Raw genomic sequence first — 25007 nt, forward strand, 5'->3', positions numbered from 1 at the left:
AAAGCATAGAGATGCAACCTTTATGCTTTTATATTATTATCCTGCAAACTGCACAGCAGTATTTGCGTGTATTAAAGCAGTATCAAAAACAGGTACAGTAAGGTCGTTTTGAGAAATAAGCAAAGGAATTTCAGTACATCCAAGTAATATACCCTCTGCACCATTTTGAATTAATGATTTTGCAATTTGTAATAGCGTTTCTTTTGATGATTCCGAAATAATTCCTTTACTTAATTCATTTAAAATAACATGATGTATAAAATCTCTCTCTTCTTTAATTGGGATGATTGTCTCAATGTTATAATTCGCTAGACGAGATTTATAGAAGTCTTGTTCCATCGTTTGTCTTGTTCCTAATAGTCCAATACGTTTTATATTCTGTTCTACCATTTTTTTTGCACTTACATCACCGATGTGAAGGAGTGGTATTGATATTGCCTGTTCTACTTCTTCAGCAAATAAATGTACTGTATTGGAACACATTAATAAACATTCAGCCCCGGAATTTTCAACCTTTTTTGCAACGGTGACTAATTCGTTTTTCACTTCTTCATATTGATGATTTTGTAGTAAGGTAGTTACCTCACCAAAATCCATGCTATATAAAACAAGCTTTGCATTTTGATCGTATTGAGAGAGTGTAAGTGTATTAATATGTTTATAGTATAACGATGTAGATTCCCAACTTAGTCCACCAATTAAACCAATTACTTTCATCATACATTCCTCCCGAAACAATTTTGAGTTCATTATTTCATAATTCCGATAAGAATACAATGATTTAAATGTATCATTTAACAAAAAATAAAAATAATTAGAAAAGTATTGAAATTTATTCTTCTTAGTGCCATAATACGAATTACAAATTAATACTTATCCAGAGAGGTGGAGGGAACGGCCCTTTGAAACCTCAGCAACCCCTATGTACATTTATAGGAAGGTGCTAATTCCGCAGAGGACACGATGTGTTTTTTGGAAGATAAGAGGATTCTTGAACGTGAAAGAAAATGACCTCTTATATAAGGGGTCATTTTTTGTTGTATAGAAAGGGAGTGTCGATGCATAATTCATTTTCAAAATAAATATAGAGTAATAAAAGTTGACTAATATGAGAGGGGAATTGTAATGAAAAAATTATCAACGAAGTTAGTAGTGGCAATCGGAATTGGAGCAGCATTATACGGGATATTAGGACTTTGGGGATTTTCTATTGCACCAAATACATTTATTAAACCTGCATTAGTTATTTTAACTGTTTTTGGAGCGTTATTTGGCCCAGTGGCAGGACTGCTAATAGGACTTATCGGTCATACCGTAACGGATACAATCGCTGGTTGGGGTATTTGGTGGGGATGGGTTATTAGTTCAGGCATTATCGGCTTTGCAATGGGACTCATTCAAAAAAGAGTTGGCTTTAGTGTGAAAAACGGGACGTATAATAAGGGGAATATTTCTTATTTAGCTATTGCGGGGTTACTTGGTATTGTCATTGCTATTATATTTGCTGGTGCATTCGATATTATTGTGATGGGAGAACCGTTTGACAAAATTGTTATACAAGTATTAGGAGCAACAATTGCGGATGTTATTGTATTTTTAGTACTTGGGTTACCAATTACAATAGGTCTAGCTAAGTCTAATAAGAAACACACACATTTAAAAATTGAAAAGTAGGGATGTTAACATGCAACCAATTATTTCTTTTGAACAATTTAGCTTTCAATATGAGCATGCGGCGCAGCCTACTGTAAAAGACATTACGTTTCATATATATCCTGGGGAAAAAGTATTAATTGCTGGACGTAGTGGTTCAGGGAAGTCAACGTTAGCTCATTGTATGAATGGGCTAATCCCGTTTTCTTATGAAGGGATTAGTACTGGGAATATTTTAATTGCTGGAAAAGACCCGAGGAAAGGGAGTATTTTTGAACAGAGTAAACAGGTAGGAACAATTTTGCAGGATCAAGATGCTCAATTTATTGGTCTTACAGTAGAAGAAGATGTAGCTTTTTATTTAGAAAATGAATGTGTAAATCAAAACACTATGAAAAAAATTGTTTCAGATTCATTAAAAAAGGTAAAGATGCATTCTTTTCATAAACAAAGTCCACATGAATTATCAGGGGGACAAAAACAAACTGTTTCTCTAGCAGGGTTGTTAACAACGAATGCCGATATATTATTATTTGATGAACCTTTAGCGAATTTAGATCCTGTAAGTAGCTTACATACAATAGAACTTATTAAAGATATACATAAACAATATAATAAAACTATTGTAATTATTGAACACCGTATAGAGGAAATGTTAAATCTAGATTTAGATAAAATCATTTTAATGGATGACGGGGAAATTATTGCGATAGGCACTCCACAAGAGATTTTAACGTCAAATATATTACCGTCTATCGGCTTAAGAGAACCTATGTACATAGAAGGATTAAAGAAATTACCTTTTAATGGTAATTATACTGGAATATATCCACTCGAAAATCTTCAAAGAGAAAGTGTAAGTAGCGCAATAAATGAGTGGATGGAGAAGCAAGTTTTTTGTAAAAGCACTCCTACAAACAAAGAATTATTGAAAGTTGAAAATTTGTCGTTCTCCTATCCTAATAAACAAAAAGTATTAGAAAATGTAAATTTCTCAATAAAAGAAGGGGAAATTGTAGCACTTTTAGGTCATAATGGAGCTGGAAAATCAACATTAGCTCATAGTCTTATAGGTATAAACAAAACAAAAAATGATAGCATTTTATTTGATGGAGTAAATATTAATTCTTGGTCTATTCGTAAACGTGGAGAGATTATATCTTATGTGATGCAAAATCCAAATCATATGATTACGCAACCTACTGTTATAGAAGAGGTTTCATTTTCATTAAAATTAAAAAAGGTTTCAAAGGAAGAAATTAAGCTTAGAGCGGAAGAAACGTTAAAAATTTGTGGTTTGTATCCATTTCGTAATTGGCCAATTCAGGCATTAAGTTATGGACAAAAAAAGAGAGTAACAATTGCATCTGTACTAACAACAAATCCGAAACTGGTCATTTTAGATGAACCGACAGCGGGACAAGATTATTATCATTACAAACAATTTATGTCGTTTATTAAAAAACTAGCTGCAAAGGGAATATCTTTTATTTTTATCACACACGATATGAATCTCGCATTAGAATATGCAGACAGAGCAATCATTTTACATGAAGGGGAAATTATTGCAAATAATACTGCGTCTATTGTATTAGGTCATTCAAAAACGCTACAAAGAGCGAACCTAAGGGAAAGTTCTTTATTCAAGCTAGTTAATTTTAGTGGGATTTCCTATCCTGAAAGGTTTATAGAACTTTATTTTGAGGTTACTAGGAGGGAGGAACATGTATAGTACATACTTTCATCGTATGGATGGGGCAGTGAAATTGTTGTTATTTATTTTCTGTATGACACTTACTTTTTTGTTTTTTGATTTTCGCATATTGCTTATTGTTTTTGTGATTGGCTGTATTGGACTGCTAGTTGCAAAAATTCCATTTCGTAAAATTTTAATAGTTTTTAGTGTTATATTTACATTTAGTTTATTAAATTCTGTCATGATTTTATTTATTACACCAACCCATGGATCTGAATTAACTGAATCATATACTTCGTTTTTACATATCGGATATGCGACAATTACTTATGAAACATTATTTTATGCGGCTACACTTTCATTAAAATATTTTACGTTATTACCATTTACACTTATTTTTATTTATACGACTGATCCAAGTGAATTTGTGAGTAGCTTAAGTAAATTTCGAATTCATTATAAGATAACCTATGCAATAAAAATTGCGTTACGTTATATACCTGATATTCAGTCTGAATATAAAATTATTAAACATGCACAAGAGGCGAGAGGAGTAGCCTTTGAAAAAGGAGAAGCAAGTTTATGGACTCGTATGAAAAATCGTGTCTTAATTTTCTGGCCTTTAATTATTCATTCACTAGAGAGAATCGATACAGTTTCAAATGCAATGGATTTAAGAGGATTTGGAAAAAAGGATAAACGTACTTGGTTTTATACAAATAAAGCAAAAAGCGGGGATTTCATTGCTTTATTTGTAGGTGTTTTTATTTTAATTGTAGCAGTATATTTAAAGTTACATGTATTTCAAAACTTTTGGTATCCATTTTAAAGCACTCTCAAATGAGTGCTTTTAGTTATTTTTTTGTAGACATGCTCAAAAAAGGGATATTTACATAATGTATAATACGAACCAGTTAAAATGATCAACTACCTATTAGTTTTCAAACCAAAAGGAGGAGAAATTATGAGTTACGGTGGTTCTTGTGGTTTTGGTGGAGGTTTCGCTTTATTAGTTGTGTTATTTATTTTATTAATTATCGTAGGATGCAGCTGCTGGGGCGGAGGGTACTAATTTCTAATTAGTCTCCACAAATGTAAACTAAAAAAACATAGAAGATACTTATGTATCGATACAAATAAAAAAGGAGCATAAATGCTCCTTTTTTATTTGTTTTCAGATGAGTTCGTATTCCATTTTGGGAATGTAATTGTCAAAGATGTACCCTTATTAATAACGCTTCGGATTTTTAAACTACCTTGCATCGTTTCAATGATCTTAACAGCAACCATGGTACCTAAACCTGTACCTTTCGTTTTCGTACTAAAATATGGTTCGCCAAATCGATTTATTTGCTCTTGTGACATACCAATGCCGCTGTCCTCAATTCGTATGATAACTTTATTATTACTACTAGATGAAGAGATATTTAAAGTACCACCATTAGGCATTGCTTCAATACCATTTTTTATTAAGTTTAAAAAACATTGTTGAAAGTGCTGTTTATTACCAACAATCGTTGCCTTAGAGAAATCTTTTGTAATATGTATTGTATTCATATTACATAATGGCAAAATCATATTAATAACTCGATTTAACTCTTGTTCTACTGAAATATGATCTAATTTTTCTGGAGCAGGCTTGGCAAACGTTAAGTAATCATCGATAATTTCTTGGGCACGATTTAACTCTTCAAGTATATGTTTAATATACTCGTCTCTCGATTCAGGAGTTAAATTCGGTGTTTTTAAAAGCTGTGTAAATCCTTTTACGACAGTTAAGGGATTTCTTACTTCGTGCGATATACTAGCAGCGAGTTGGCTAACAATCTCCATTTTTTCCATTTTTATTAATTTTGATCGCATACTTACTGCATCTTTTATAACTTCATTTATATAAACAATAAATAACATTAAAGTAGTCGGTAATATTATGAAATAAATAATATATAAATTATTTACTTCAAAATCTGATAAAGTTAATACAATTACGGTTGTAAATATTGCTAGAAAAAATGTTAAAAACATTGCATAAGCTACTTTAAGTTTTCTATTATATGTATTAAATTTTGAAGATGCGAATGCTGTAATAATGAACATTATCCCGTAAACAATGACAGTTAGCATGTTAAAGCCATAAAATAAAAATCTTGTAATTAGTAAAATTGTAAACAATATGATACCGACAGGGAATCCGCCATAAAGTGTACCAATTATGACTGGAATTTGTCTTAAATCATGAATACAACTCTCATCCATATAGATAGGGTATCTCATACATAAAATAAGTGGGATACTCGAACAAAGAGTAATAAGTAGTGTTTTATATTTCTTTAAATAGCGCCCGCTATCATATATAAAATAAAAAATAAATATACTACTTAAAATGTAAAGAAGGTTATTTAATACATTTTGATTAATATAAACAAAGTTCATAATATTTTCCTCGTTATTTTGAATTTCCATTTTATATATATTATACATGATAACATGTATTGAGTTGAACAAATCTTGATAATACAAGGTTTGTTTGGCTAGCTAAAGCAACTTTTACCGGGATTTTTTACTGCTTCTTCCCGCATATTCGGTAAAACATGAAAATAAATCCTAAGCGTTAATGAAATGTCTGTATGATCTAATCTCTCACTGATAATTTTAGGACTAACTCCTTGTTTCAATAGTATAGTTGCGTGTGTATGTCTTAAATCATGAATTTTAATTTTTTTTACTGCTGTATTTTTTATTTCCTTATAAAACTTTTCCCTGAAAACATTTTTGAATAAAACCCCACCCGATTTATTGCAATTAATTAAATCTAAATCTTTATAAGCAGAAGCCATTCTTAATTTCTTTTTATTAATTTGTATTCGATGCAATTGGAGTATGTAATTATTTGAAATACCATTATCTAGTGCTGATTTATAGCATTTCTGGATGTGCATAACATTTAATTTATGAAGTGCAATCATTCCTATGCTAGGTATAAATATGGTGGGTTATATTGCTACTAAAAGAAACGTAGCTATTTCTTTCTAGACTCATCCTTTTAATTTCTAACTACTGAACCAGGTAGTCTTTTAAAGTAAGCTTAGACGGCTCCACAAAAATCCCTTCATTTAACTCCGTAATCTTTTTCGGTTTCTTTTTTTGTCTTATAACCAGAAAACCACTTTTGTCTTCTTTTTCCTGTCTCTGGATCAGGACCGATATCAATAACGCTACAGTACTTATTTCTTCTTTTTCGAATATGTCCTTTCACTTAATACACTCCTTCATTTTGTTTTGAATCATGTTGTATAAGTCTAGTTGTAATTTTGCTGCTATGAAATTTACATGTTTGGACATATCAGCGATAGATACATTTTACCATATATAAACAAATTCAGTTATAGGATACGATTGTCAGATACTATTAATTTAATATTTATAATATACAGGGAGTTTAGTGATATAATCAATGGAAATGTAAAGTAATACAAGGGGAGGAAGAATGATAAAAAGGTTATTAGCAGTATTTTTGCACTAGCATTAGTATTTACGGCTATTGGTTCTACACCAGCTATGGCAGCGGGAAATGTTGAGTCAATACTTTAGGTAGATGATGACTTACAATTAAAGCATTATGTTATGAATTAAAAGCCGCTATATAATAGTCCAGGCAACCCAAATGCAGTAGGTTATGTTGAGTGGCAAAATGTTACTGTAAACCAAGTATGGTATTTAATTAATACATCTTTAGAACAAAAATGGATTGGTTATAACGTGTAAAAAGGCACTCATTATGAGTGCTTTTTATTTACATATTGAGAGAAATATTGTACGAAGCTACCAGAAGGGGGAAAATGCGGTATAAGAAAAAAGGACTAGCAGTCGTACCTGCTGTCCTTTATAGGAGAAAAATTATTCTGGATTAGAACTACGAATAACCAGAAACGTGCTTTAAAACAGTGTTGTCAAAGATGTAATAATCTATGCAACAAAAACACTTAGTCGGAATTCAAAACACCAAAATGGCTTGCATTGGTAACAGGCTCAAGACTAGTATATGTAAAATCAAAAATCTCATACAAAAAGCAGACAACAATTTTGGTTGTCTGCCAGTGAGTCGAACGAGTTAGCTAATTGTGATAAATTGCTTTCCCATTACAAGAAGAGTGATGCTGCTAGTTCAAACAGCTTGTAAGTATTGTTCTCGTTATTTTAAAAAATATACAGAGGAAGCAGATAAGTGAAGAACCTACCTGCTTCTGCTGTAACAAAAGAAAGAAGTATTAGCCGTGGATACGGCGGCTTGAAAATAGTATGTATTTTTATTAAAAAAATATTCAAGGGGTGAAGATACATGGAATATTTGATAAACGGTGTCTATGAAATTACTCAGTTAATCAGTAAAGAAAAAGAGAAAAACAATGAGTTAATATAACAACAAAAAAGTAAAACTAGACGGCCATGTATTTGATAGTAAGGCAGAGACAGATTATTACTCCGGATTAAAAATACGTCAAGCTGCAGATGAAATTAATAGCTTTGAATTACAACCAAGGCTTAAATGAAATGATCATGATTATTGTATGTACGTTTTTAATGTATGTGAAGCCTTTATTTCATAAGAACGGGAAAAGAGCACACATATAAGCGTGCTCTTCGATAAGAAAGGTAGATCTCTATGAGCGGAGAGACTACATACAATATCCATATGTTTGTTTTTTTTAAATGTGAAGAAAAAATCAACAAAATGTCAACGGAAAATCAACAAAAACGCTATTTGGTAAGTATTTTTAAAAAAGAGCGCCTTGTAAAGGCACTCTTTGCAGGGTTTTTGTCTACTGTCGTGTTTTTTTAAAAGAGGTGAAAGCAGTTATCCCACTTATAAAACTAGGCAGTAGGCTCCAAAAGAAGAACCCCCATCGACCAGTTAATAGGCTGACAGTTAAGAAAAGGAGTGGTACTAAAATAACCATTATTAAAGATATTCTTTGATATAGATTCATATAAAAACGCCCCTTTATAGATAAATGATATTGTATGTATGTTTACAATTGAGTAGCGTTGAAAGTTCATTATTTACAATAAAAATTTCATATTGTATGTATTTGAAATACCAAAAAAGAGCACTAAATAAAGTGCTCTTTAAGGGAAAAGTGAGATATTGAAAAGTTAATTAGGGTTTTTGCTTCGAGATAATATATGACCATTCCATCATAATGTGACGATGAATCACAAAAGAGCAGCTAGCAAAAGCTAACAGCACGGTTCTCGGCCAAGAGAATTAGAGTGGGAAAAATTTAAGGCGGATCTTTTAAAGCCTTGTCTATATTATTTACGGAATATTAAGTTTTATTCAAGTGATGAGAGAAGTAGGATATTAACCTGGATATGCGCAATTTCATATCCTATAAGTAATAAATTAATGACGGAGTAGATTAAGAATGGATAATCCAATTAAGGAGATAGTTGGTGCTTGGTTTGTTGCAGTAGGGACAATTATTGCTGCGATTGGGAGTACCCCTTTAAAAAGTTTGAACAGTGAAATAAGAAAAGACTTGAGCATATGGGGCAATGTATTACAGGCGACGGGGAATGGTCTGGAAGCTGATGGGCAACAAGAAATATCCCTTGAATTTATTGGTCACGGAATCCAATCAATCGGTAATATAACGGTTCTAACAGGACTCATTATAGATTTTGAAGATGAAACGCAAAAAAAATTAGTGATTGCAGGGAACTGGGTACAGGCATTAGGTGGTGTTACCGCAATAGGTGAGGAAATAGAGGATAGTTCAAATATAGATGAATCGTATAACATTTTGGGGAATCTGTTACAAGCGACAGGTAATTCATTGCAGGCAATAGGCGGGATAGATGAATTGAAAGCCAGTCGGGATAAAATGGAGGAGATTTTTGAGGGGGATGAGGAGGATGGACAGCTTATAGTAATTACGGGGAGTTGGGTCCAAGCAGTTGGCTCAGTAGTTTCATTAATCGGTCAAATAAAAGAAGAAAGCCAAGAGATAGAAGAAAATAATTTACAAGGAACTTAACAAAATAATCCTTTTACGAAAAAGGCCCCGTTGTCCCCAACAGAACCTTTCCTAAAATGGCAAAGAGTAACTCTTACCCTACTCTTTGTTTATATAGTAAAGGATTGTTAGCAAAAATCCAAGACTCTTTATATTGAGAAATAAAGAAAAAATTATAAAGAATCTAATCTTTTTTTCATAAATTAAAGAGCAGCTAGCAAAAGCTAACTGCTCTTTCCAGAAGGAGAATTCAATGGAAAAGTATCTAAGAAAAGCGTTATCAACAGTATGTACAGGATTTTAAATTTTATTCGGACAAACTTAAAAAGAGCACCTTTGAACAGTGCTCTTTAAGAGAAAAGTGAATTAGGGTTTTTTACTTCGAGATAATATATGACTATTTCATCATAATGTGACGATGAATCACAAAAAAGCAGTCAGCAAAGGCTAACTGCTTGGTTCTCCAAGGGGGAACAAGGAGAAAGTAACTTAATGGGTTGTCTACATTATTGACGGAATAATGGGTTTTATTCAGGGGAGGTACTAATTATGTAGTTTACATGAGAAGTCCTATTAACATCCAAGCTGCCCCGATTAGAATTAAAGTTTCGAATGTAATCCAAAACTTTCTTTTTTCTGGTTTTTGAAATTCTTTAGTTACAGAAAATATGGCAGTTATTCCTACAGTTAATTGTTCTTTGAAAAGAGCATAACGTGGGGATAGTGTATCTATGCGCTCACAATCAATGATCATAGCCCTGTTATCAAAATGTTACCGGAGAACGGGAAAGGGCGGTAAAAACCCGCAAAAAGGAAGAAAGACCAATTATATTTATATATTCAGTCACAGTGTGAGTGTCGTGGCTTTTGTGTTTTTTATTAAATTTAGTATTTTCTCTACTAGATTCATAAGTGACATAAAGGAATTTATAAAAAAGGTTACTTCCCATTAACTTTGGATACAAGAATAGTGTAGTAATGAAGATTTTGCTATTCATTTTTCGAATATTACTTTAAAATTTAAATGAAAAGATAGTATTACTTTTGATTAATTTTAAATGTCTAAATAGAGGGTGAATGCTAGTGTTTAAAATTACACAACAGGACCAAAAGGATTTTAAAAAAAATCTGCTTTATAAAAAAGATAAGAGATTTGTTGAATTTATCGTAGATAGTTATGTACATACCAAGGAGTTTTCTAATGATACTGATAGTTTATCTAATAAGGATAAATTAATGGAGTTAGAAAAAAATGATTTAAAGTATGTGAAAGCAAGGATAGAAAGTTTATCTGAGTACCATGATCCACTTAAAATGGATTCAATGATTCTACCAGCTGTTACGGTTTTATTTTCTGCACTTGCAACTGGATTTTTCGTTAATGCAAAGATGATTAATGGATCGACTAATTCTATGCAGATTAGTGGATTTACCGTAACAGGTTTCTGGATTTTTACAATCATAACTTTTATTCTTTTCGTATTGAGACCTGGGAAAAAGAAGCATAGTAAGATTATTTTCTTTAGTAAACTGGTTGACATTTGTATTGAAGAGAAAGAGCTAGAAGAAAAGAGAAGAGAGCAGAAAGAGAAAGAACAGGAAGAGCAGGAAAAGAGAAGAGAACAGAAAGAAAAAGAAGAACAGAAAGAGCAGGAAAATCAGCGGAAAGAGAGTGTTTATAAGCTAGTAAGTTTATACCTTGAAAGACTAGTTAAGCAAGAAGAAATGAAGGAAGTAAAAGGAAGCAGAAGAAAAAGATATAGAAAAAGATGATTCGGAGAAAAAGCACCTATTTAGGTGCTTTTTCTTTGTTATATAGAAATTATACATTAAACGTAATGCGGTGGTGGAATAGGTAGACACGGTAGTGACTCAGAGTAGCACGTTCCTAGGTAAGTGATGATAATCGACTTTAATAAAACAACTCTATGTAAGGTGCAGATCCTTACCCGCATACTAGAACAAAATGGACATTTGGTTTAAATGAGTATATAAATAGGAAGAATCTAATTATTTGATTCACATTTAAACCAAGGGGTACAAATTCGATGCGACGTGAAAAGGATTTGTTGAAACAATGGAAGGCAGATTTGCAAGCTATACAAGAAGAGAAAAGGCTGAAGAAGAAGGCTAAGAAAAAGAATAAGAAATATAGCATTCCTGGTAATACAGCTGACTTCATGGATGGTAAAAATACTTATCGTAAAGAGAATGGGGTATGGAAGCAAAGAAATAAATAATATGAGGATAAATAAGTTTGATTAAGTTAATAGGAATTATTGTAGGCGCTGCGGTGATCTGGTGGCGTCTTGTTTGTTGTTAAGGAAAGATAAGGAGAATATAGTTGAAACTTAGGGATTAGATAATAATATTATTACTTTAAAATGTAGAAAGTAGACTAGTAAACAAACTGTTTTTGTTTTTGTGCATAGAATATGATGAATCCTAAAGTTAAGAGGAGGTAATTATATTTATGGGTTGTAATTGTAATTTCAGACGTTCCCGAGATTGTAATAGATTTTGGGATGATTTAATGTTCTGCAGACGCAGGCATAGAGATTGTGATGACCGTCGTTGTAGACGTGACCGCGACTGTGATTGTGATGAATGTCGTCGTAGATGTAATCATGATCGTGACTTTGATTGTGATAAGCGTAAGGATTGGTAATGTCTTTTGAAAGAGTGCGTTTCTTCACAGCACTCTTTTTTTGTTTAAGGGTTTTCTAAATTTATACTTATTAAATACAAAGATATAGTTATAATTCGATTTAAGAACTAACAAAACAAACGAACACAATGAACGAAAAAAAGCGATGGATGAGATTTGTATTATTTATCATACAAAGGGATGTTTGGATCAAGGAGCTTCGGAACAAGAGATACTAGAAAGCATTGGTGTAACGGCAGCATTTGGCTGTGGCCCTACTATGAGTCAAGCAGTCACACTTGTTCAAAAATGTATAGAAGAACTAAAGAACATGAATTAAATAGAATTGATTGCATGAAAGTTTAGCTTTTTTATTTCCAAAATGTCTTTTTATTAATCGGCAAACATGAAAAAACTTGAGCATTTTTAGTTATGCTCAAGTTTTTATAAGATATTAATTCATACTAAAAATCGTCCAGGATAAGTATGTAGCAAATGCAGACCATAAAAAATATGGGATGAATAAGTAAGCTGATATCTTAGATAATTTCAAAGAAAAGACAATTAGTAACAATGTGGTAATAGTGACTAAAAAACAATCTATTGTTGCTAAAAACAAATTCTTTTGGCTAAATTGAAAATAACTGAACGCTTGATTGCAGATATAATTTAAAACAAATAGGAAGCAAAATAGTTTTTGATGAAATCCATACCTGTTATAAATTATTGTAACTGATATTGCAATAAGTCCATATAATAAAAACCAAACGATTCCGATTATCATACCAGAAGGAGTCCAAGGTGGTTTGTGTAGGGCATCATACCAAATACGATCGATAGGGAATAAAATACTGGAAAGATAAAACAAACCATATGTGAGTAAGAATATCATGATACTAGATTTTTTCATAAACATTCTCCTTATTTTATAGAAAATTACTGAATTCTATATAATATTATATCCTTTTAATAAATAAAATTATTATTTTCAATATGTACATAGGCATTTTTATAAAATTACTTAGTGTTACGATATACAGAGAATAGAGACCGGGGATATAACTGCATAGCATGTTGGATTTATAAGGTTTAGTATTAGAAGAAATAAAAAAGTGCTAACAAGTTTGTAAAGGAACTTGCTAACACTTATACAAAATAGACATAAATTATCGTTGAAATGTCATTTAAAAAAATAGACTTAATCAAGTAGACAGTACTAATATACAATATTTATGAAAGTATCTATGTTATACATGATAATAGTATACACTATATATTTGTTTTAAAAATATAGGTTTATATCTTTTCAGTATTTGCTACGTTTAACCATTCTTCATAAAATTCTTCAACTGATGCATATCGTTCCATACGGTTTTCACTTACAGCACGGAAAGCTATCTCATATAACTCCTTACTTGCTTCCCATTTTATAAAGGAACGATCTTTTTCACCACCTAAAAGAGCAAAAGCCATTGCCCCCATATTAAATACATTTGTTCTCTCATCAATGATAGCGTTTAGCTGAAATTCCTCAGGGGACATAAAACGCGAGGATCCCCATAGTCGTCCCATTGTATTTACATAGGGTTTCTTATTGTATAAATCTATATCACAAATCAGCGTTTCATTTGTATGGAAATTATATAAAATACTACCGTCATAAAAATCTATTGCTACATAGTTTTTCTCTTCGACATATGTATGGAAAGAAAAAATTGAATTTAAGGATTGAATGCGTTCCATAACTGATAAATGCTTAAATTTATAAAATGGAGAGTTTGGATTTTTATATTTCTCAGGGGACGGAAAACTCCAATGCGAATGAAGACATTCACCATCAAACCAATCGAAAATTAAAACATATCCAGATTGAACGGGAAAATGCTCAATTAATTGTATAAGCGACTCGTGCTTTAATGTCTCATATAGGGAAACTGAATTTTTTAATCTATCAATAGCATCACTGATTTTACCGTTATATGCAATTGTATTTGCTCCTGCATATTTAATAAATTTCTTATGCCCATCTTTTTCTACACCGAAAGATAGATTACCTGAATCTTGCTGGTCAAAAACCGCAAATACGGTTCCTAATTTTGTAAGCCAATCAAAATTATGATGTTCTTTTAATTGGAATGTTATTTGATTCAACTGAATTTCAACTGGATTAGCTTTCATAATATACCTCGCATTTATTATAATTAAGTTGCATACTTCAGTATTCGACATATTTTGTGGAAATCCTATGTTAATCACATGAAATTTTATAAATATAATAATAAACAATTATAAGAAGGTGGATAGAATGGAACAACAAATCGTAATTAAACCATATCAAAATGACTGGCATGAAGAGTATGTAATAGAAAAAGAGAAATTTATTTCTTTATTCGGAGGAGATTGTATTGCTATTGAACATATTGGAAGTACATCTGTAGAAGGATTAGGAGCGAAACCTCTTATAGATATGATGATTGGCGTAACGGATTTGCAAATTATTGAAAAGTGGATTGAAGCGCTAATCAAAATTGGATATGAATATGTTCCAAAAGAAACACCTAATTGGCGTTTTTTTAGAAAGGGAAAATGGAGAGCTGGTACCCATCATTTACATGTTTATATTTATAATAGTGAGGAGTGGAAGAATAACATTTTATTTCGTGATTTTCTTATAGAACATAAATGGGCACAAATTGAATATAGAGAATTAAAAGAGAAACTTGCAGCTACATATCCGTTTGATCGTGTTTCATATACAAATGCAAAAGCACCGTTTATTCAAAATATAATAAAATTAGCTAAAAATGATCACTAGAAAATTCAAGTGATCTTTAAATTCTCATTTTATTTTAATCTTTCTCTCATGTTCCTTTCTTTTTAATTTGATATTCTGCTTGTTACAGAAGGTTTATAAGGAAGGAGCTTAAATGAATTGGAGAAGATACTAAGAAATAAATACTTTCATTTGTATGTTAAAATTATAGGCATTATTATTATTTTTTGTAGTATAGCATTGTTATTTATTAATGTAATATACGGCAACGCATTAAATATGAAATGGTTAAATAAGAAATTAGGTTCTATCGGTGAATATGGTGCAATTTTAGCTGCATCGTTATGGATTTTACGTCATATATGGTTATTTTTTAAAAAGAAAAATATAATTGGGTTTAAATTGATAAAGGATGTATATCTTTTTATTAAAAAGTTTCACGTATTAATTGGATATACTGTATTAGCTGTATCAATTACTCACGGCATTTATTTCTTATTAAAAGGAAGTCGGCATTTGCTTATATTTTATAGTGGTATATTCTCTCTTTTCGTTTTAATCATACTAGGAATCGTTGGATTTCTCTTACAGAAACATAATAAAAAAACAAACTTGATATTGTATAGAAAAGCACATCAAATCATTGCAATTATATTTGGGTTAGGATTACTCATTCATTTAACTGTATAGGAGGAATTACTGTTGCAACACATATTAATTATTGAGGATGAGGAAAGTTTAGCTGATTTTTTAGAATTAGAATTAAAGTATGAAGGATATAAGGTAGACATTCAGTTTGATGGAAGGAAGGGATTAGAAGCCGCACTTGAAACAAATTATGATCTTATTTTACTTGATTTAATGCTGCCTAGGTTAAATGGACTAGAAGTGTGTCGTAGATTAAGGGCAACTAAAAATACACCTATTATTATGTTGACTGCACGCGATAGTATTATGGACCGCGTGACAGGATTAGATAGCGGAGCCGATGATTATCTTCCGAAACCATTTGCAATTGAAGAGCTGTTAGCACGAATGAGAGTTATATTTAGACGAGAAGAACATATTGAAAATAAACATGTTTCATCTCTTACGTTCAAAGATTTACAGCTCCAGATTGAATCGCGAACGATTACGAAAGGAAATGAAGAAATCGAACTAACAAATAAAGAATTTGAACTATTACTGATGTTTATGAAAAATATTAATAGAGTACTTACCCGTGATGTTTTATTGGATCAAGTATGGGGATATGACGCGATGGTTGAGACAAATATCGTTGATGTATACGTTCGTTATTTACGTAACAAGTTACATAGTGTGGATAAGGAGGAATATATCCAAACGGTCCGCGGTGCTGGATATATAATGAAATGATTAAAAATATTGTGTATCGAATTCGAAATCTACCTATAAAGTGGAAACTAACACTTTGGTCGACGACTCTAGTATTTATTTTATTCATTTTATATAGTGCTCTGCAGTTTATTGTAATAAATAAGTGGACTATAGACTATGAACAGAAACAAATAAATAGACAAGTGACAGAAATAGCGGCCTATTTCCAAGATAAAAATGATACCCTTTCGAGTAAAACGTTTGAAAACAGTAAAGATTTCTTAAACAATATGATTGATAAACATCAAATGATTCGTATTATCGGTATGGACGGGAAAACAATTGTTACTGTTTCGCGAGAGTTTAATGAAGCGTGGATAAAACCAAAACAAGTTACACAAGAGGAATTATTTATAAAAAGACATGTAGAAGATCGTATATTAGTTCAGCGTATACCAATTCAAACAAAAGAGTTCACTGGTACTATTGAACTTACGAAAAACTTAGAGGCTTTCGATCACTTATTAAAAATTATTCTAGTGGTAATGGTTATTGCCGGAATATGTGGACTAATCTTTAGTTTTTTAGGTGGGCTACTAATCACGAAAAAACTATTATCAAGTGTTCAAAATATAACAGATACGATGAAACGTATAAAGAAAAATGGACTAAATGAACGGGTTCCAGTACGTGAAAATAATGATGAACTTGCAAAATTATCGTTTCTTTTTAACGAAATGATGGATGAGGTAGAAACTTCTTTTACACAACAAAAACAGTTTGTAGAAGACGCATCCCATGAACTGAGAACACCACTAACAATTATTCAAGGACACTTGTCTATGTTAAATCGGTGGGGGAAAAATGATCCGGCAGTTTTAGAAAAATCGCTTCAATCCAGTTTAAAGGAAGTCGATCGTTTAAATAAGTTAGTTTTAGAATTGCTAGAACTATCAAGAGCTGAATCAGAACAGATGCATCCAATTGCAGCTGATTCAGTCCATGTAAATAGCATATTAAAACAAGTTACACAAAACTTTGGCGTACTTCAAACTGAATTTCAATTTGATATGAAACTAGGTGGAGATGCGGCATATGTCTCAATACCTTCATCTTACTTAGAACAAATTATTATTATCGTAATGGATAACGCAGTGAAATATACAAAAGAAGTTAATAAATATATTTGTATTGAATCTAGTGTACAATCAGGGAAAGTTAAAATCCGTATCATAGATCGTGGAGCGGGAATACCCGAAGCTGATATACCTTTTGTTCTTAACCGCTTTTACCGTGTGGATAAAGCAAGAAGTCGAAAACAGGGTGGAAATGGTCTAGGTTTGTCTATTGCAAAACGACTTATAGAGAAATACAACGGAACGATACAAATAGAGAGTAAAGAAGACGAAGGAACAATCGTTACGATTACACTGCCTACCGTTTCACTTAAATAATTCGGAAAGAAGGGATGTTTTGTGCATTCCTTCTTTTTTATGGTCAAATTATTTTGTTTATTTCGAACTTTCTAGTACATTAGAATCATGAAGGGGGAATAATAATGAAAGCTATCGTACAACAATATAAATCTGGATTTGAAGGGGTAGAATATAAAGTATTACCAGAGATAACACCCAATGCTGGAGAAGTGAAAGTGAAATTAAAATCAGCCGGCTTAAATCATCGTGACTTATTTATAATGAATAATAGAAAAGAAATGCAATTACCGTTAGTTCTAGGATCAGATGGTGCAGGTATTGTTACGGAAATTGGAGAAGGGATTTCAGGTGCTTTATTGCAAACCGAGGTTATTATTAATCCTAGTATCGGATGGGATAATATTGCTGAAATACCTGAGTTACCAGAGGTGTTAGGTGGACCGAAAGATGGAACGTTTGCAGAATATGTTATTGTGCCAGCTGAAAATGTAGTGGCAAAACCGTCATATCTTACTTGGGAAGAGTCTGGGGTTCTATCTTTATCGGCACTAACTGCATATAGAGCACTTTTTACAAAGGGTAGATTAAAGTGCGGAGAACATGTTTTAATTCCGGGGATAGGCGGTGGTGTAGCGACATTTTCCATGTTATTTGCAAAAGCAATTGGTGCAAAAGTAAGTGTTACTTCAAGAATAGAGAGTAAAAGAAAGTTTGCCGAAACATACGGCGCAGACTTTTCTTTTAATAGTTCTGGAAATTGGGAAGAGAGTTTAAGCGGAAAGAAAGTAGATTTAATAATTGATAGTATAGGTCCAGCAACATTTTTAAAATACTTTGATGTATTAAAACCAAATGGGAGAATTGTTAATTTCGGTGCAAGCTCAGGAGATAAAATTGAATTACCATTACGAGCATTATTTTATAATCAAATCGATATAATGGGAACATCTATGGGTAGTCGTGAGGAATTTCATGAAATGGTTAAGTTTATAGAGAAACATAAAATTAAACCAATTATTGATAAAGTATATTCGTTAGAAGAAGCTATTCAAGCGTTAAATCGTTTGGAACAAGGAGAACAATTTGGTAATATCGCACTTCGTATGTAATAAAAATATGATTTCGCAACAAGTTTATTTAAATAACTATGTTATGTATTCTACACATAAAAAGCGTATGATTCGTATTGTTTTAAAGGTTTTTCAGCTTTATACATAATTAGCCGTTATAATTAGTCTTACAATTGTCAAATGAGTACTAGTAAAATAAGAATTAGATGAGAAAAGTTTAAGCCCATTTTCATATTGATGTTGTATACTGTGTAAATCAAGAGCGCTTTTATTTAAGGAGAGAGTATTATGAATTACACAGTATTTCAATGGTTTAATAATTTTGCTGGATTGTCCAAACTATTAGATACGCTAATGATTGCTATTACAAATAGTGCTGTATATGTAGCAATTTTGTTTATGTTTATCTTATGGTTTAATAATGGAAAGAAAGTCAATGCCATTAAAAAACAATACACAGTGTTATATACGACACTTTCAGTCATTATCGCATTACTAGTAAATGTTGTGATACATGCGGTATATTACCATCCACGTCCGTTTGTATCACATGATGTACATCAATTAGTGCCACATGCAGCAGACTCATCATTTGTAAGTGATCATTCTGTACTTGTATTTTCTATTGCATTTGTATTTTTACTTAGAGGAGAAAAACTTAAATATGTCGCTCTTATTTGGGCAGTATTAGTTGGTGTTTCACGTATGTACGTAGGAGTTCATTATCCTCTAGATATACTTGGCGCTGCGTTCTTAACATTTATTACGAGCGGCTTAGTAGTACAAAGTACACGTATGTTTGAACCGATAGCGAAATTTGTATTTAAAATGTACGCATTAGTAGCGAAACGAATTCCCTTTTTAGCGAAATATAATCATATAGCTTAATTCTTATAAATAACTATTTGTAAGTTTGTTTAAAAGTTCTCCTTTGGAAATCCAGAGGAGAACTTTTTTATTGTGCACAAGAAAAAGACATATGCATTAAAAGAGTTGCGAAAGTACAACTGAGTTAGTACCAATTAAATTTGTAGCTTATTATAAGTTCACTATCATATGACGGAATATTCGTAAATTTCACGCACCGTACTGTTAATACAAAAATAAAATAAGAAACAATAACTACTTTCAGAACGATTTAAAGGAATTAAAAGGAAAAGTTCGAAACATATAGTATTGAAAGCAAAAACTACATAATTTCTAGCACACTTTTGCAGTAATTAATTGTGAAAGAAAGGGGATAAATATGCATAAACTTCAAACGAATAAAGGCGCGCGGTATTTTATGGTTGCTTTTATTGTTTTGTTTCTTATTATGCTTTCGCGGTTTTTCTATATTCAGGCAGTAGGAGTCTTGCATAATGTGAATGTAAAAGATTTAGCAAACGAGCAACATAATAAAAACGGTGTTTTGGAAGCGAATCGTGGTACGATATATGATCAAAATGGAAAGGTGCTAGTCCAAGATTCCACAACGTATCGTGTCGTTGTAAATTTGAAAGGTACAGATAAGGTGAAAAGTAAAGAGGAAACTGCAGGACAATTAGCTGATGCGCTTGAAATTGATAAAGAGGACGTATTAAAAAATTTTCATGAGGGGCGTACACAAGTTGAAATTGGAAAAGTTGGTCGGAATTTATCTAGGGAAGTAAAAGAACAAATTGAAAAATTAAAAATTCCAGGTGTATCCTTTATGTCAGAGAAAGCAAGAGTATATCCAAATGAAGATTTTGCATCTTATATTCTTGGTTTTGCTAGACCTGACGATAAAGGAAATACAGAAGGGAAATTCGGACTTGAAGAGAGTCTGGATAAATATTTGCGCTCGACAAATGGGAAAATAGAATATGTGGGAGCACGAAGAGGTATCCCCCTTACAAATGATATAGGAAAAATAGAACCCGCTAAAAATGGAAATAACGTGTACCTTACGCTTGATAAACAAATTAATAGTTTTTTAGAAGAAGCGATGAATAAGGCACAAGAGCACTATGATCCTTCTATGTTAGTTGGAATCATAGCGGATCCAAAGACAGGGAAAGTTTTAGCAATGTCTAGTAAACCTAGTTTTAATCCTAATAAAGGCGATATCGAATATTTTTTAAATGATCCAATCGCAAATGCATACGAACCAGGTTCAACAATGAAAATATTTACGCTAGCTGCTGCAATTAATGAAGGTGTATATAACGGGAAAGAATATTTTCAATCCGGAAAATATTCAGTTGGTTCATCTGATATTAAAGATCATAATGGTGGATTTGGATGGGGATCTATCACATTTGATGAAGGCTTTGAAAGATCATCAAATGTAGCTTTTTCTATTTTAGAAGATCAGTTATTAAAACCAGATAAATTTAAGCAATATATGAATAGATTCGGATTCAACCAAAAAACCGGAATAGATTTACCTGGTGAAAGTAAAAATACTTTATTATTAAATACACAAATTCAACAAGTTACAACTTCTTTCGGACAAGGTTCTACAGTAACTCCGATTCAATTAATCCAAGCAGCTACTGCTATAGCTAATGACGGGAAAATGATGCAACCATATATCGTTGACAAAGTTGTAAATCCAACAAACAAACAAGTTATTATGGAAAATCAACCGAAAGAAACTGGAAATCCGATAAAAAAAGAGACAGCGGATAAAGTAAGAGACTTAATGGAGCGTGTTATTACGTCTTCAAAAGGTACCGGTACAATGTATAAAGTTGATGGCTATCCAATAGGAGGTAAGACAGGAACAGCCCAAATTCCGAATCCTGAAAATGGACGTTATATGGAAGGAAAAGAAAATTATATTTTTTCATTTTTAGGAATGGCTCCGATTGATGATCCAGAGTTAATTGTATACTTAGCTATTAAGCAGCCGAAGTTAAAGGGAGACGAGTATGGAGCGCAGCCGCTTGCTGAAATATTTAAACCAGTTGTGAAAAATAGCCTTGAATATTTAAAGGTGAAACCATACACAGAAAAACAAATGGCAAATGCAACGAAAAAATCCCAATTAAAAGTACAAAATCATGTCAATCAATCAATGGATACCGTAGAGAATAATGTAAAAAAAGAGAAGTTCCAACCGATAATTTTAGGTGAAGGAAAAATAATAAAACAATATCCGCAGTCAGGTGAAGTAATGAGTGAAGGGGATCGTATATTTTTATTAGGAAACAACGCAAAAATGCCTAATTTACAAGGTTGGTCTATGCGTGATGTTATGTATTTCTCTAAATTATTAAAATTAGATTTAAAAACTACAGGTACGGGCTATGTAACAAATCAAAGCATTGAAAAGGGACAAGCTATACAAGAAGGAGATGCATTAGAACTAAACTTAGAACCACCGTTACAACCGTTAGCAGAAGCGAATACGAATTAATTCGGATAAAGTAAAGAGTCTATATACTATAGGCTCTTTTTTATAGTTAAAGTGTACGAAAGCCAACCTGAAAGTTTAGTTGAATAAAAAATGTTATAACTATAAGTTGGATTTTAGAAAAGTAGGGGTGAAAAATGAAGAGTATTAAAAGATTGATTCAAGTCCTCGTAGTAAGTACACCAATCTTAATTCTTAGTGGATGTTTCTCTAATTTCTCTAAAGATGATCTGAATCAACCAATACAAGAATATTTAAAAACAAACTATGGAATACAAGGTGGGTTTTCTATTGTTAAGACAAATGATTGTTGGTTTCAAGGGATTGACCATGGAACTTATGTAGAAATGAAAAAGCCATATCGTGCTTATCCGTTCCTAAAAATTGAAAGAGGTACTTTGAAAATTTTAAATGATGACAGTGACGATATCTATCTTGAGCAATTCAAGGGTGCGTATATTGAGCAACATCTAGAAGTAGTTCAAGCAATTGAACAGATCATAACAAAATATGGGTTAGTGAAATATCCTAATACATTTGTCTCCGTAGAAGATGATCCTGTTTATATATTTCCTTAGGACAACATTGAATTTAATATAATTTATTCTCAAGATCTACTTGATGATTTTAAAAAGGCCAAAAAGATAAATACTACTGAACTTTTACCTACCTTAATACCAAGTGCCCCCCGACGTGAAAATGATAATGGTAGTTTAGGTGTGGTGAATTTTTCATTTAAATTTGACATGTATAAAAATAAACATCCTATTCCAAAGGCCCAAGATCTAATTGATGATTTTCAAAAAAGTGAAGTATTAACAAAAGGTATATACAATATAGATATGTTAGTAGAGGATTCAAATCCAGATCATATTGTGGGTTCGGAATATAGTAACGTAGCTTTGTTTGAAGTCGATGAAAATGGTAAATACACTATAATTGCTACTCCTAAATACGATGAGTTAGGGGACAATTACTTTTATGGTGATTACGCAGCTCAAAACAATAAAGAATAGAATCTTAGGTTGAATTGTCGCAAAGTTTAATAGTTTATTTGATTATACATACAAAAACAATTGAGCACTATTTTTGATTACAGTTAAGTATCTTATATCGGAAATTAAACAAGCATAACCCGTCCTAAACTTAAAACGGGGCTATGCTTGTTGTAAGTTTTTAATAGTTTTAATGTCTTATTATATAATGTAATTTCACGCACCGTAATTATTTTACAAAATAAATAAGAGAATCAACACAATGATTCATCGGTAAATATCTGATTATTTTTTATTTACAGTTAAAAATAATTGTGATAATATGGAAAAAATCAAATGCAGTGAAGAGAAGAGTAAATAAAATGAATTTTTCACAGAGAGCTCCATTTAGCTGAAAAGGAGTAAAAATTCTTTATTGAACCAAGCCTCTGAGCAGCGCATCGGAACCTATTATTAGGGGATGGTGTGACGGGAGCTCCCGTTATAGAGCTATGGTATAAGCATGAATTACAATGCAGTACCTGATAAGGTTAATGTGGCGACATATTAACAAACTAGGGTGGCACCGCGATGATAAATCTCGTCCCTAAGACTAAAAGTCTTGGGGGTGGGATTTTTTTGTTGTTTTAAAACAATTTGGAAAGCGGGGGCCTAAAATGAAAAACTTATTTAAAGATTGGAAGTATCCTTTATTACTACTGTCCGGAGTTGGTATTGCGAATTTAGGGGCATGGATTTATTTAATAGCACTGAATGTACTTGTCTATCATATGGGAGGATCAGCCTTAGCTGTTGCTACTTTGTATGTAATTAAACCATTAGCCGCCTTATTTACAAACGCTTGGTCAGGAAGTATGATTGATCGTTTAAATAAACGGAAGTTAATGATTCATCTCGATATATATCGTGCGGTATTTATCGCTATTTTACCTTTACTTCCATCACTTTGGATTGTTTATGTATTCGTATTCTTTATAAGTATGGCGAGTGCGATTTATGAGCCAACTGCTATGACGTATATGACGAAATTAGTACCAGTAGAGCAAAGACAACGTTTCAACTCATTACGTAGTTTAATAGGATCTGGTGCATCTTTAATTGGTCCAGCAATAGCGGGACTATTGTTAATAGCAAGTACGCCAGAGTTTGCTATATATATGAATGCTATAGTATTTCTCTTATCTGGAGTAATTACTTTGCTGTTACCTAATCTTGATAAAAAATCCGATATTCATACATCAAATGAGACGTTATCTTTAGCTGTACTAAAAAAAGATTGGAACATCGTTTTAAATTTCAGTAAAAAATCTTTGTATATCGTTTTTGTGTACTTCTTATTTCAAGGAATGATGGTATTAGCTGCCGCAAATGATTCACTTGAATTATCATTTGCGAAAGAGGTTTTATTGCTAACAGATAGTGAATATGGCTTTTTAGTTAGTATCGCTGGAGCCGGTTTTATTTTAGGAGCCATAACAAATACAATTTTATCAAAAAAATTAACACCTTCATTTTTAATTGGAATAGGATCACTATTCATCGCAATTGGTTATTTAATTTATGCTTTTTCAAATGAGTTTTTAATAGCTACTATTGGATTCTTTATTTTATCTTTCTCTATGGCATATGCAAATACAGGATTTTATACCTTTTATCAAAATAATATCCCTGTCCATATTATGGGACGGATTGGGAGTATATATGGGCTTGTGATTGCGGGCATTACTATTTTGATTACGATTCTATTCGGAGTTGCAACTCAATTTATTTCTATACAACTTGTGGTTATTGTAGGCTCATTAGTAATGCTACTTATTACTATCGTATTATGTGTGTTTACTTTATTACCTTCAAGATCCAAGGTATATCATACTGAAACAATAGATTCTAAATAATTTTAAGTGTCACTCTTTAATTAGTGTATGTAACTAGAGGATTCTTCCATCTATATATTGAATAATAATTAGGTGGAAGAATCTTAGTTTCATTATGATCAATAC

General features: G+C 31.9%; 21 protein-coding genes, 4 pseudogenes, 1 riboswitch and 1 other annotated feature. Of the genes and pseudogenes, 19 read left to right on the plus strand and 6 right to left on the minus strand.

Annotated elements, in window-relative coordinates; translation table 11 throughout:
* Positions 1-36: 36 nt before the first annotated feature.
* Positions 37-720 carry an aspartate/glutamate racemase family protein gene (locus MR115_RS01565; RefSeq protein WP_242239443.1) on the minus strand — a complete coding sequence of 228 codons (684 nt, stop codon included), beginning with the start codon at positions 718-720 and terminating at the stop codon, positions 37-39.
* A gap of 150 nt (positions 721-870) precedes the next feature.
* Positions 871-986: riboswitch (SAM riboswitch) on the plus strand.
* 139 nt (positions 987-1125) lie between these two features.
* Between MR115_RS01565 and MR115_RS01570 the strand changes: the two genes are divergently transcribed.
* The 4 genes from MR115_RS01570 (at position 1126) to MR115_RS01585 (ending at position 4421) form a co-directional block, all read left to right on the plus strand.
* The gene (locus tag MR115_RS01570) at positions 1126-1674 is read left to right on the plus strand and encodes an ECF-type riboflavin transporter substrate-binding protein (protein WP_242239445.1); all 549 of its coding nucleotides are present in this window, start codon (positions 1126-1128) and stop codon (positions 1672-1674) included.
* A 10-nt stretch (positions 1675-1684) separates the two neighbouring features.
* Positions 1685-3385, plus strand: coding sequence for an ABC transporter ATP-binding protein (locus MR115_RS01575; protein WP_242239446.1), 1701 nt, complete (start codon positions 1685-1687; stop codon positions 3383-3385).
* Entirely contained in the window at positions 3378-4178 is an 801-nt protein-coding gene (locus MR115_RS01580; protein WP_242239448.1) for an energy-coupling factor transporter transmembrane component T family protein, read from the plus strand. The genes MR115_RS01575 and MR115_RS01580 overlap by 8 nt, the downstream gene beginning before the upstream one ends.
* Positions 4179-4313: 135 nt before the next feature.
* The gene (locus MR115_RS01585) at positions 4314-4421 is read left to right on the plus strand and encodes a YjcZ family sporulation protein (RefSeq protein ID WP_000120182.1); all 108 of its coding nucleotides are present in this window, start codon (positions 4314-4316) and stop codon (positions 4419-4421) included.
* A 92-nt stretch (positions 4422-4513) separates the two neighbouring features.
* Here the strand turns inward: MR115_RS01585 and MR115_RS01590 are convergent, their stop codons facing one another.
* Both MR115_RS01590 and MR115_RS30030 read right to left on the minus strand, forming a co-directional pair.
* Positions 4514-5782, minus strand: coding sequence for a sensor histidine kinase (locus MR115_RS01590; RefSeq protein WP_242239450.1), 1269 nt, complete (start codon positions 5780-5782; stop codon positions 4514-4516).
* 98 nt (positions 5783-5880) lie between these two features.
* A pseudogene (locus tag MR115_RS30030) lies at positions 5881-6605 on the minus strand (tyrosine-type recombinase/integrase).
* Between the two features lie 1171 nt (positions 6606-7776).
* On the opposite strand from MR115_RS30030, the pseudogene MR115_RS29800 reads away from it, so the two are divergent.
* Together MR115_RS29800 and MR115_RS01610 are read left to right on the plus strand one after the other, a co-directional pair.
* Positions 7777-7899, plus strand: a pseudogene (locus MR115_RS29800) (DUF1064 domain-containing protein); the annotation flags it as partial.
* Positions 7900-8775: 876 nt separating this feature from the next.
* Positions 8776-9387, plus strand: coding sequence for a DUF6944 family repetitive protein (locus tag MR115_RS01610; RefSeq protein ID WP_242239456.1), 612 nt, complete (start codon positions 8776-8778; stop codon positions 9385-9387).
* Positions 9388-9922: 535 nt separating this feature from the next.
* On the opposite strand, the gene MR115_RS30205 is transcribed toward MR115_RS01610, so the two are convergent.
* Complete coding sequence (locus MR115_RS30205; protein WP_142324851.1) at positions 9923-10120, minus strand: hypothetical protein; 198 nt, start codon at positions 10118-10120, stop codon at positions 9923-9925.
* 329 nt (positions 10121-10449) lie between these two features.
* On the opposite strand from MR115_RS30205, the gene MR115_RS01615 reads away from it, so the two are divergent.
* The 4 genes and pseudogenes from MR115_RS01615 to MR115_RS01630 all read left to right on the plus strand — a co-directional run.
* Positions 10450-11139 (plus strand): hypothetical protein, encoded by a 690-nt coding sequence (locus MR115_RS01615; protein ID WP_097863571.1) that lies wholly within the window; start codon positions 10450-10452, stop codon positions 11137-11139.
* Between the two features lie 275 nt (positions 11140-11414).
* Positions 11415-11606 carry a hypothetical protein gene (locus MR115_RS01620; RefSeq protein ID WP_061654973.1) on the plus strand — a complete coding sequence of 64 codons (192 nt, stop codon included), beginning with the start codon at positions 11415-11417 and terminating at the stop codon, positions 11604-11606.
* Positions 11607-11839: 233 nt separating this feature from the next.
* Positions 11840-12034: a hypothetical protein gene (locus MR115_RS01625; RefSeq protein WP_097817952.1), complete on the plus strand. Its 195-nt coding sequence runs from the start codon at positions 11840-11842 to the stop codon at positions 12032-12034.
* A gap of 142 nt (positions 12035-12176) precedes the next feature.
* A pseudogene (locus MR115_RS01630) lies at positions 12177-12353 on the plus strand (carboxymuconolactone decarboxylase family protein); the annotation flags it as partial.
* 114 nt (positions 12354-12467) lie between these two features.
* Here the strand turns inward: MR115_RS01630 and MR115_RS01635 are convergent.
* Together MR115_RS01635 and MR115_RS01640 are read right to left on the minus strand one after the other, a co-directional pair.
* Entirely contained in the window at positions 12468-12923 is a 456-nt protein-coding gene (locus MR115_RS01635; protein ID WP_242239460.1) for a TspO/MBR family protein, read from the minus strand.
* A 386-nt stretch (positions 12924-13309) separates the two neighbouring features.
* On the minus strand, positions 13310-14191 hold the full coding sequence (locus MR115_RS01640; RefSeq protein WP_242239462.1) for a protein kinase family protein: 882 nt from the start codon (positions 14189-14191) through the stop codon (positions 13310-13312).
* Between the two features lie 127 nt (positions 14192-14318).
* Between MR115_RS01640 and MR115_RS01645 the strand changes: the two genes are divergently transcribed.
* From MR115_RS01645 to MR115_RS01685, 9 genes and pseudogenes are all read left to right on the plus strand, one after another.
* Complete coding sequence (locus MR115_RS01645; protein ID WP_242239464.1) at positions 14319-14828, plus strand: GrpB family protein; 510 nt, start codon at positions 14319-14321, stop codon at positions 14826-14828.
* Between the two features lie 117 nt (positions 14829-14945).
* Positions 14946-15476 carry a hypothetical protein gene (locus MR115_RS01650; RefSeq protein ID WP_242239466.1) on the plus strand — a complete coding sequence of 177 codons (531 nt, stop codon included), beginning with the start codon at positions 14946-14948 and terminating at the stop codon, positions 15474-15476.
* A 12-nt stretch (positions 15477-15488) separates the two neighbouring features.
* Positions 15489-16163, plus strand: a complete 675-nt coding sequence (locus tag MR115_RS01655; RefSeq protein WP_242239469.1) for a response regulator transcription factor — start codon at positions 15489-15491, stop codon at positions 16161-16163.
* A complete protein-coding gene (locus MR115_RS01660; RefSeq protein ID WP_242239471.1) occupies positions 16160-17578 on the plus strand; it encodes a HAMP domain-containing sensor histidine kinase in 1419 nt (472 codons plus the stop codon). The genes MR115_RS01655 and MR115_RS01660 overlap by 4 nt, the downstream gene beginning before the upstream one ends.
* 104 nt (positions 17579-17682) lie before the next feature.
* The gene (locus MR115_RS01665) at positions 17683-18669 is read left to right on the plus strand and encodes a zinc-binding dehydrogenase (protein WP_242239473.1); all 987 of its coding nucleotides are present in this window, start codon (positions 17683-17685) and stop codon (positions 18667-18669) included.
* Positions 18670-18918: 249 nt separating this feature from the next.
* Positions 18919-19518: an undecaprenyl-diphosphatase gene (locus MR115_RS01670; protein ID WP_242239475.1), complete on the plus strand. Its 600-nt coding sequence runs from the start codon at positions 18919-18921 to the stop codon at positions 19516-19518.
* Between the two features lie 358 nt (positions 19519-19876).
* Positions 19877-22015 (plus strand): penicillin-binding protein, encoded by a 2139-nt coding sequence (locus MR115_RS01675; RefSeq protein WP_242239477.1) that lies wholly within the window; start codon positions 19877-19879, stop codon positions 22013-22015.
* 134 nt (positions 22016-22149) lie between these two features.
* Positions 22150-23028 (plus strand): annotated as a pseudogene (locus tag MR115_RS01680) (hypothetical protein).
* Positions 23029-23339: 311 nt separating this feature from the next.
* Positions 23340-23598, plus strand: a binding site (T-box leader).
* Between the two features lie 65 nt (positions 23599-23663).
* Positions 23664-24902, plus strand: a complete 1239-nt coding sequence (locus MR115_RS01685; RefSeq protein ID WP_242239480.1) for an MFS transporter — start codon at positions 23664-23666, stop codon at positions 24900-24902.
* The last annotated feature ends 105 nt before the right edge of the window (positions 24903-25007 follow it).

Origin of the sequence: Bacillus cereus group sp. BfR-BA-01309 (assembly GCF_022664315.1) — a bacterium.
GTDB lineage: Bacteria > Bacillota > Bacilli > Bacillales > Bacillaceae_G > Bacillus_A > Bacillus_A mobilis.

Bases quoted from the DNA above. Each gene is read 5' to 3' on its own strand.
- MR115_RS01565 (WP_242239443.1), bottom strand. From the start codon at position 720: ATGATGAAAGTAATTGGTTTAATTGGTGGACTAAGTTGGGAATCTACA.
- MR115_RS01570 (WP_242239445.1), top strand. From the start codon at position 1,126: ATGAAAAAATTATCAACGAAGTTAGTAGTGGCAATCGGAATTGGAGCA.
- MR115_RS01575 (WP_242239446.1), top strand. From the start codon at position 1,685: ATGCAACCAATTATTTCTTTTGAACAATTTAGCTTTCAATATGAGCAT.
- MR115_RS01580 (WP_242239448.1), top strand. From the start codon at position 3,378: ATGTATAGTACATACTTTCATCGTATGGATGGGGCAGTGAAATTGTTG.
- MR115_RS01585 (WP_000120182.1), top strand. From the start codon at position 4,314: ATGAGTTACGGTGGTTCTTGTGGTTTTGGTGGAGGTTTCGCTTTATTA.
- MR115_RS01590 (WP_242239450.1), bottom strand. From the start codon at position 5,782: ATGAACTTTGTTTATATTAATCAAAATGTATTAAATAACCTTCTTTAC.
- MR115_RS01610 (WP_242239456.1), top strand. From the start codon at position 8,776: ATGGATAATCCAATTAAGGAGATAGTTGGTGCTTGGTTTGTTGCAGTA.
- MR115_RS30205 (WP_142324851.1), bottom strand. From the start codon at position 10,120: ATGATCATTGATTGTGAGCGCATAGATACACTATCCCCACGTTATGCT.
- MR115_RS01620 (WP_061654973.1), top strand. From the start codon at position 11,415: ATGCGACGTGAAAAGGATTTGTTGAAACAATGGAAGGCAGATTTGCAA.
- MR115_RS01625 (WP_097817952.1), top strand. From the start codon at position 11,840: ATGGGTTGTAATTGTAATTTCAGACGTTCCCGAGATTGTAATAGATTT.
- MR115_RS01635 (WP_242239460.1), bottom strand. From the start codon at position 12,923: ATGAAAAAATCTAGTATCATGATATTCTTACTCACATATGGTTTGTTT.
- MR115_RS01640 (WP_242239462.1), bottom strand. From the start codon at position 14,191: ATGAAAGCTAATCCAGTTGAAATTCAGTTGAATCAAATAACATTCCAA.
- MR115_RS01645 (WP_242239464.1), top strand. From the start codon at position 14,319: ATGGAACAACAAATCGTAATTAAACCATATCAAAATGACTGGCATGAA.
- MR115_RS01660 (WP_242239471.1), top strand. From the start codon at position 16,160: ATGATTAAAAATATTGTGTATCGAATTCGAAATCTACCTATAAAGTGG.
- MR115_RS01665 (WP_242239473.1), top strand. From the start codon at position 17,683: ATGAAAGCTATCGTACAACAATATAAATCTGGATTTGAAGGGGTAGAA.
- MR115_RS01670 (WP_242239475.1), top strand. From the start codon at position 18,919: ATGAATTACACAGTATTTCAATGGTTTAATAATTTTGCTGGATTGTCC.
- MR115_RS01675 (WP_242239477.1), top strand. From the start codon at position 19,877: ATGCATAAACTTCAAACGAATAAAGGCGCGCGGTATTTTATGGTTGCT.
- MR115_RS01685 (WP_242239480.1), top strand. From the start codon at position 23,664: ATGAAAAACTTATTTAAAGATTGGAAGTATCCTTTATTACTACTGTCC.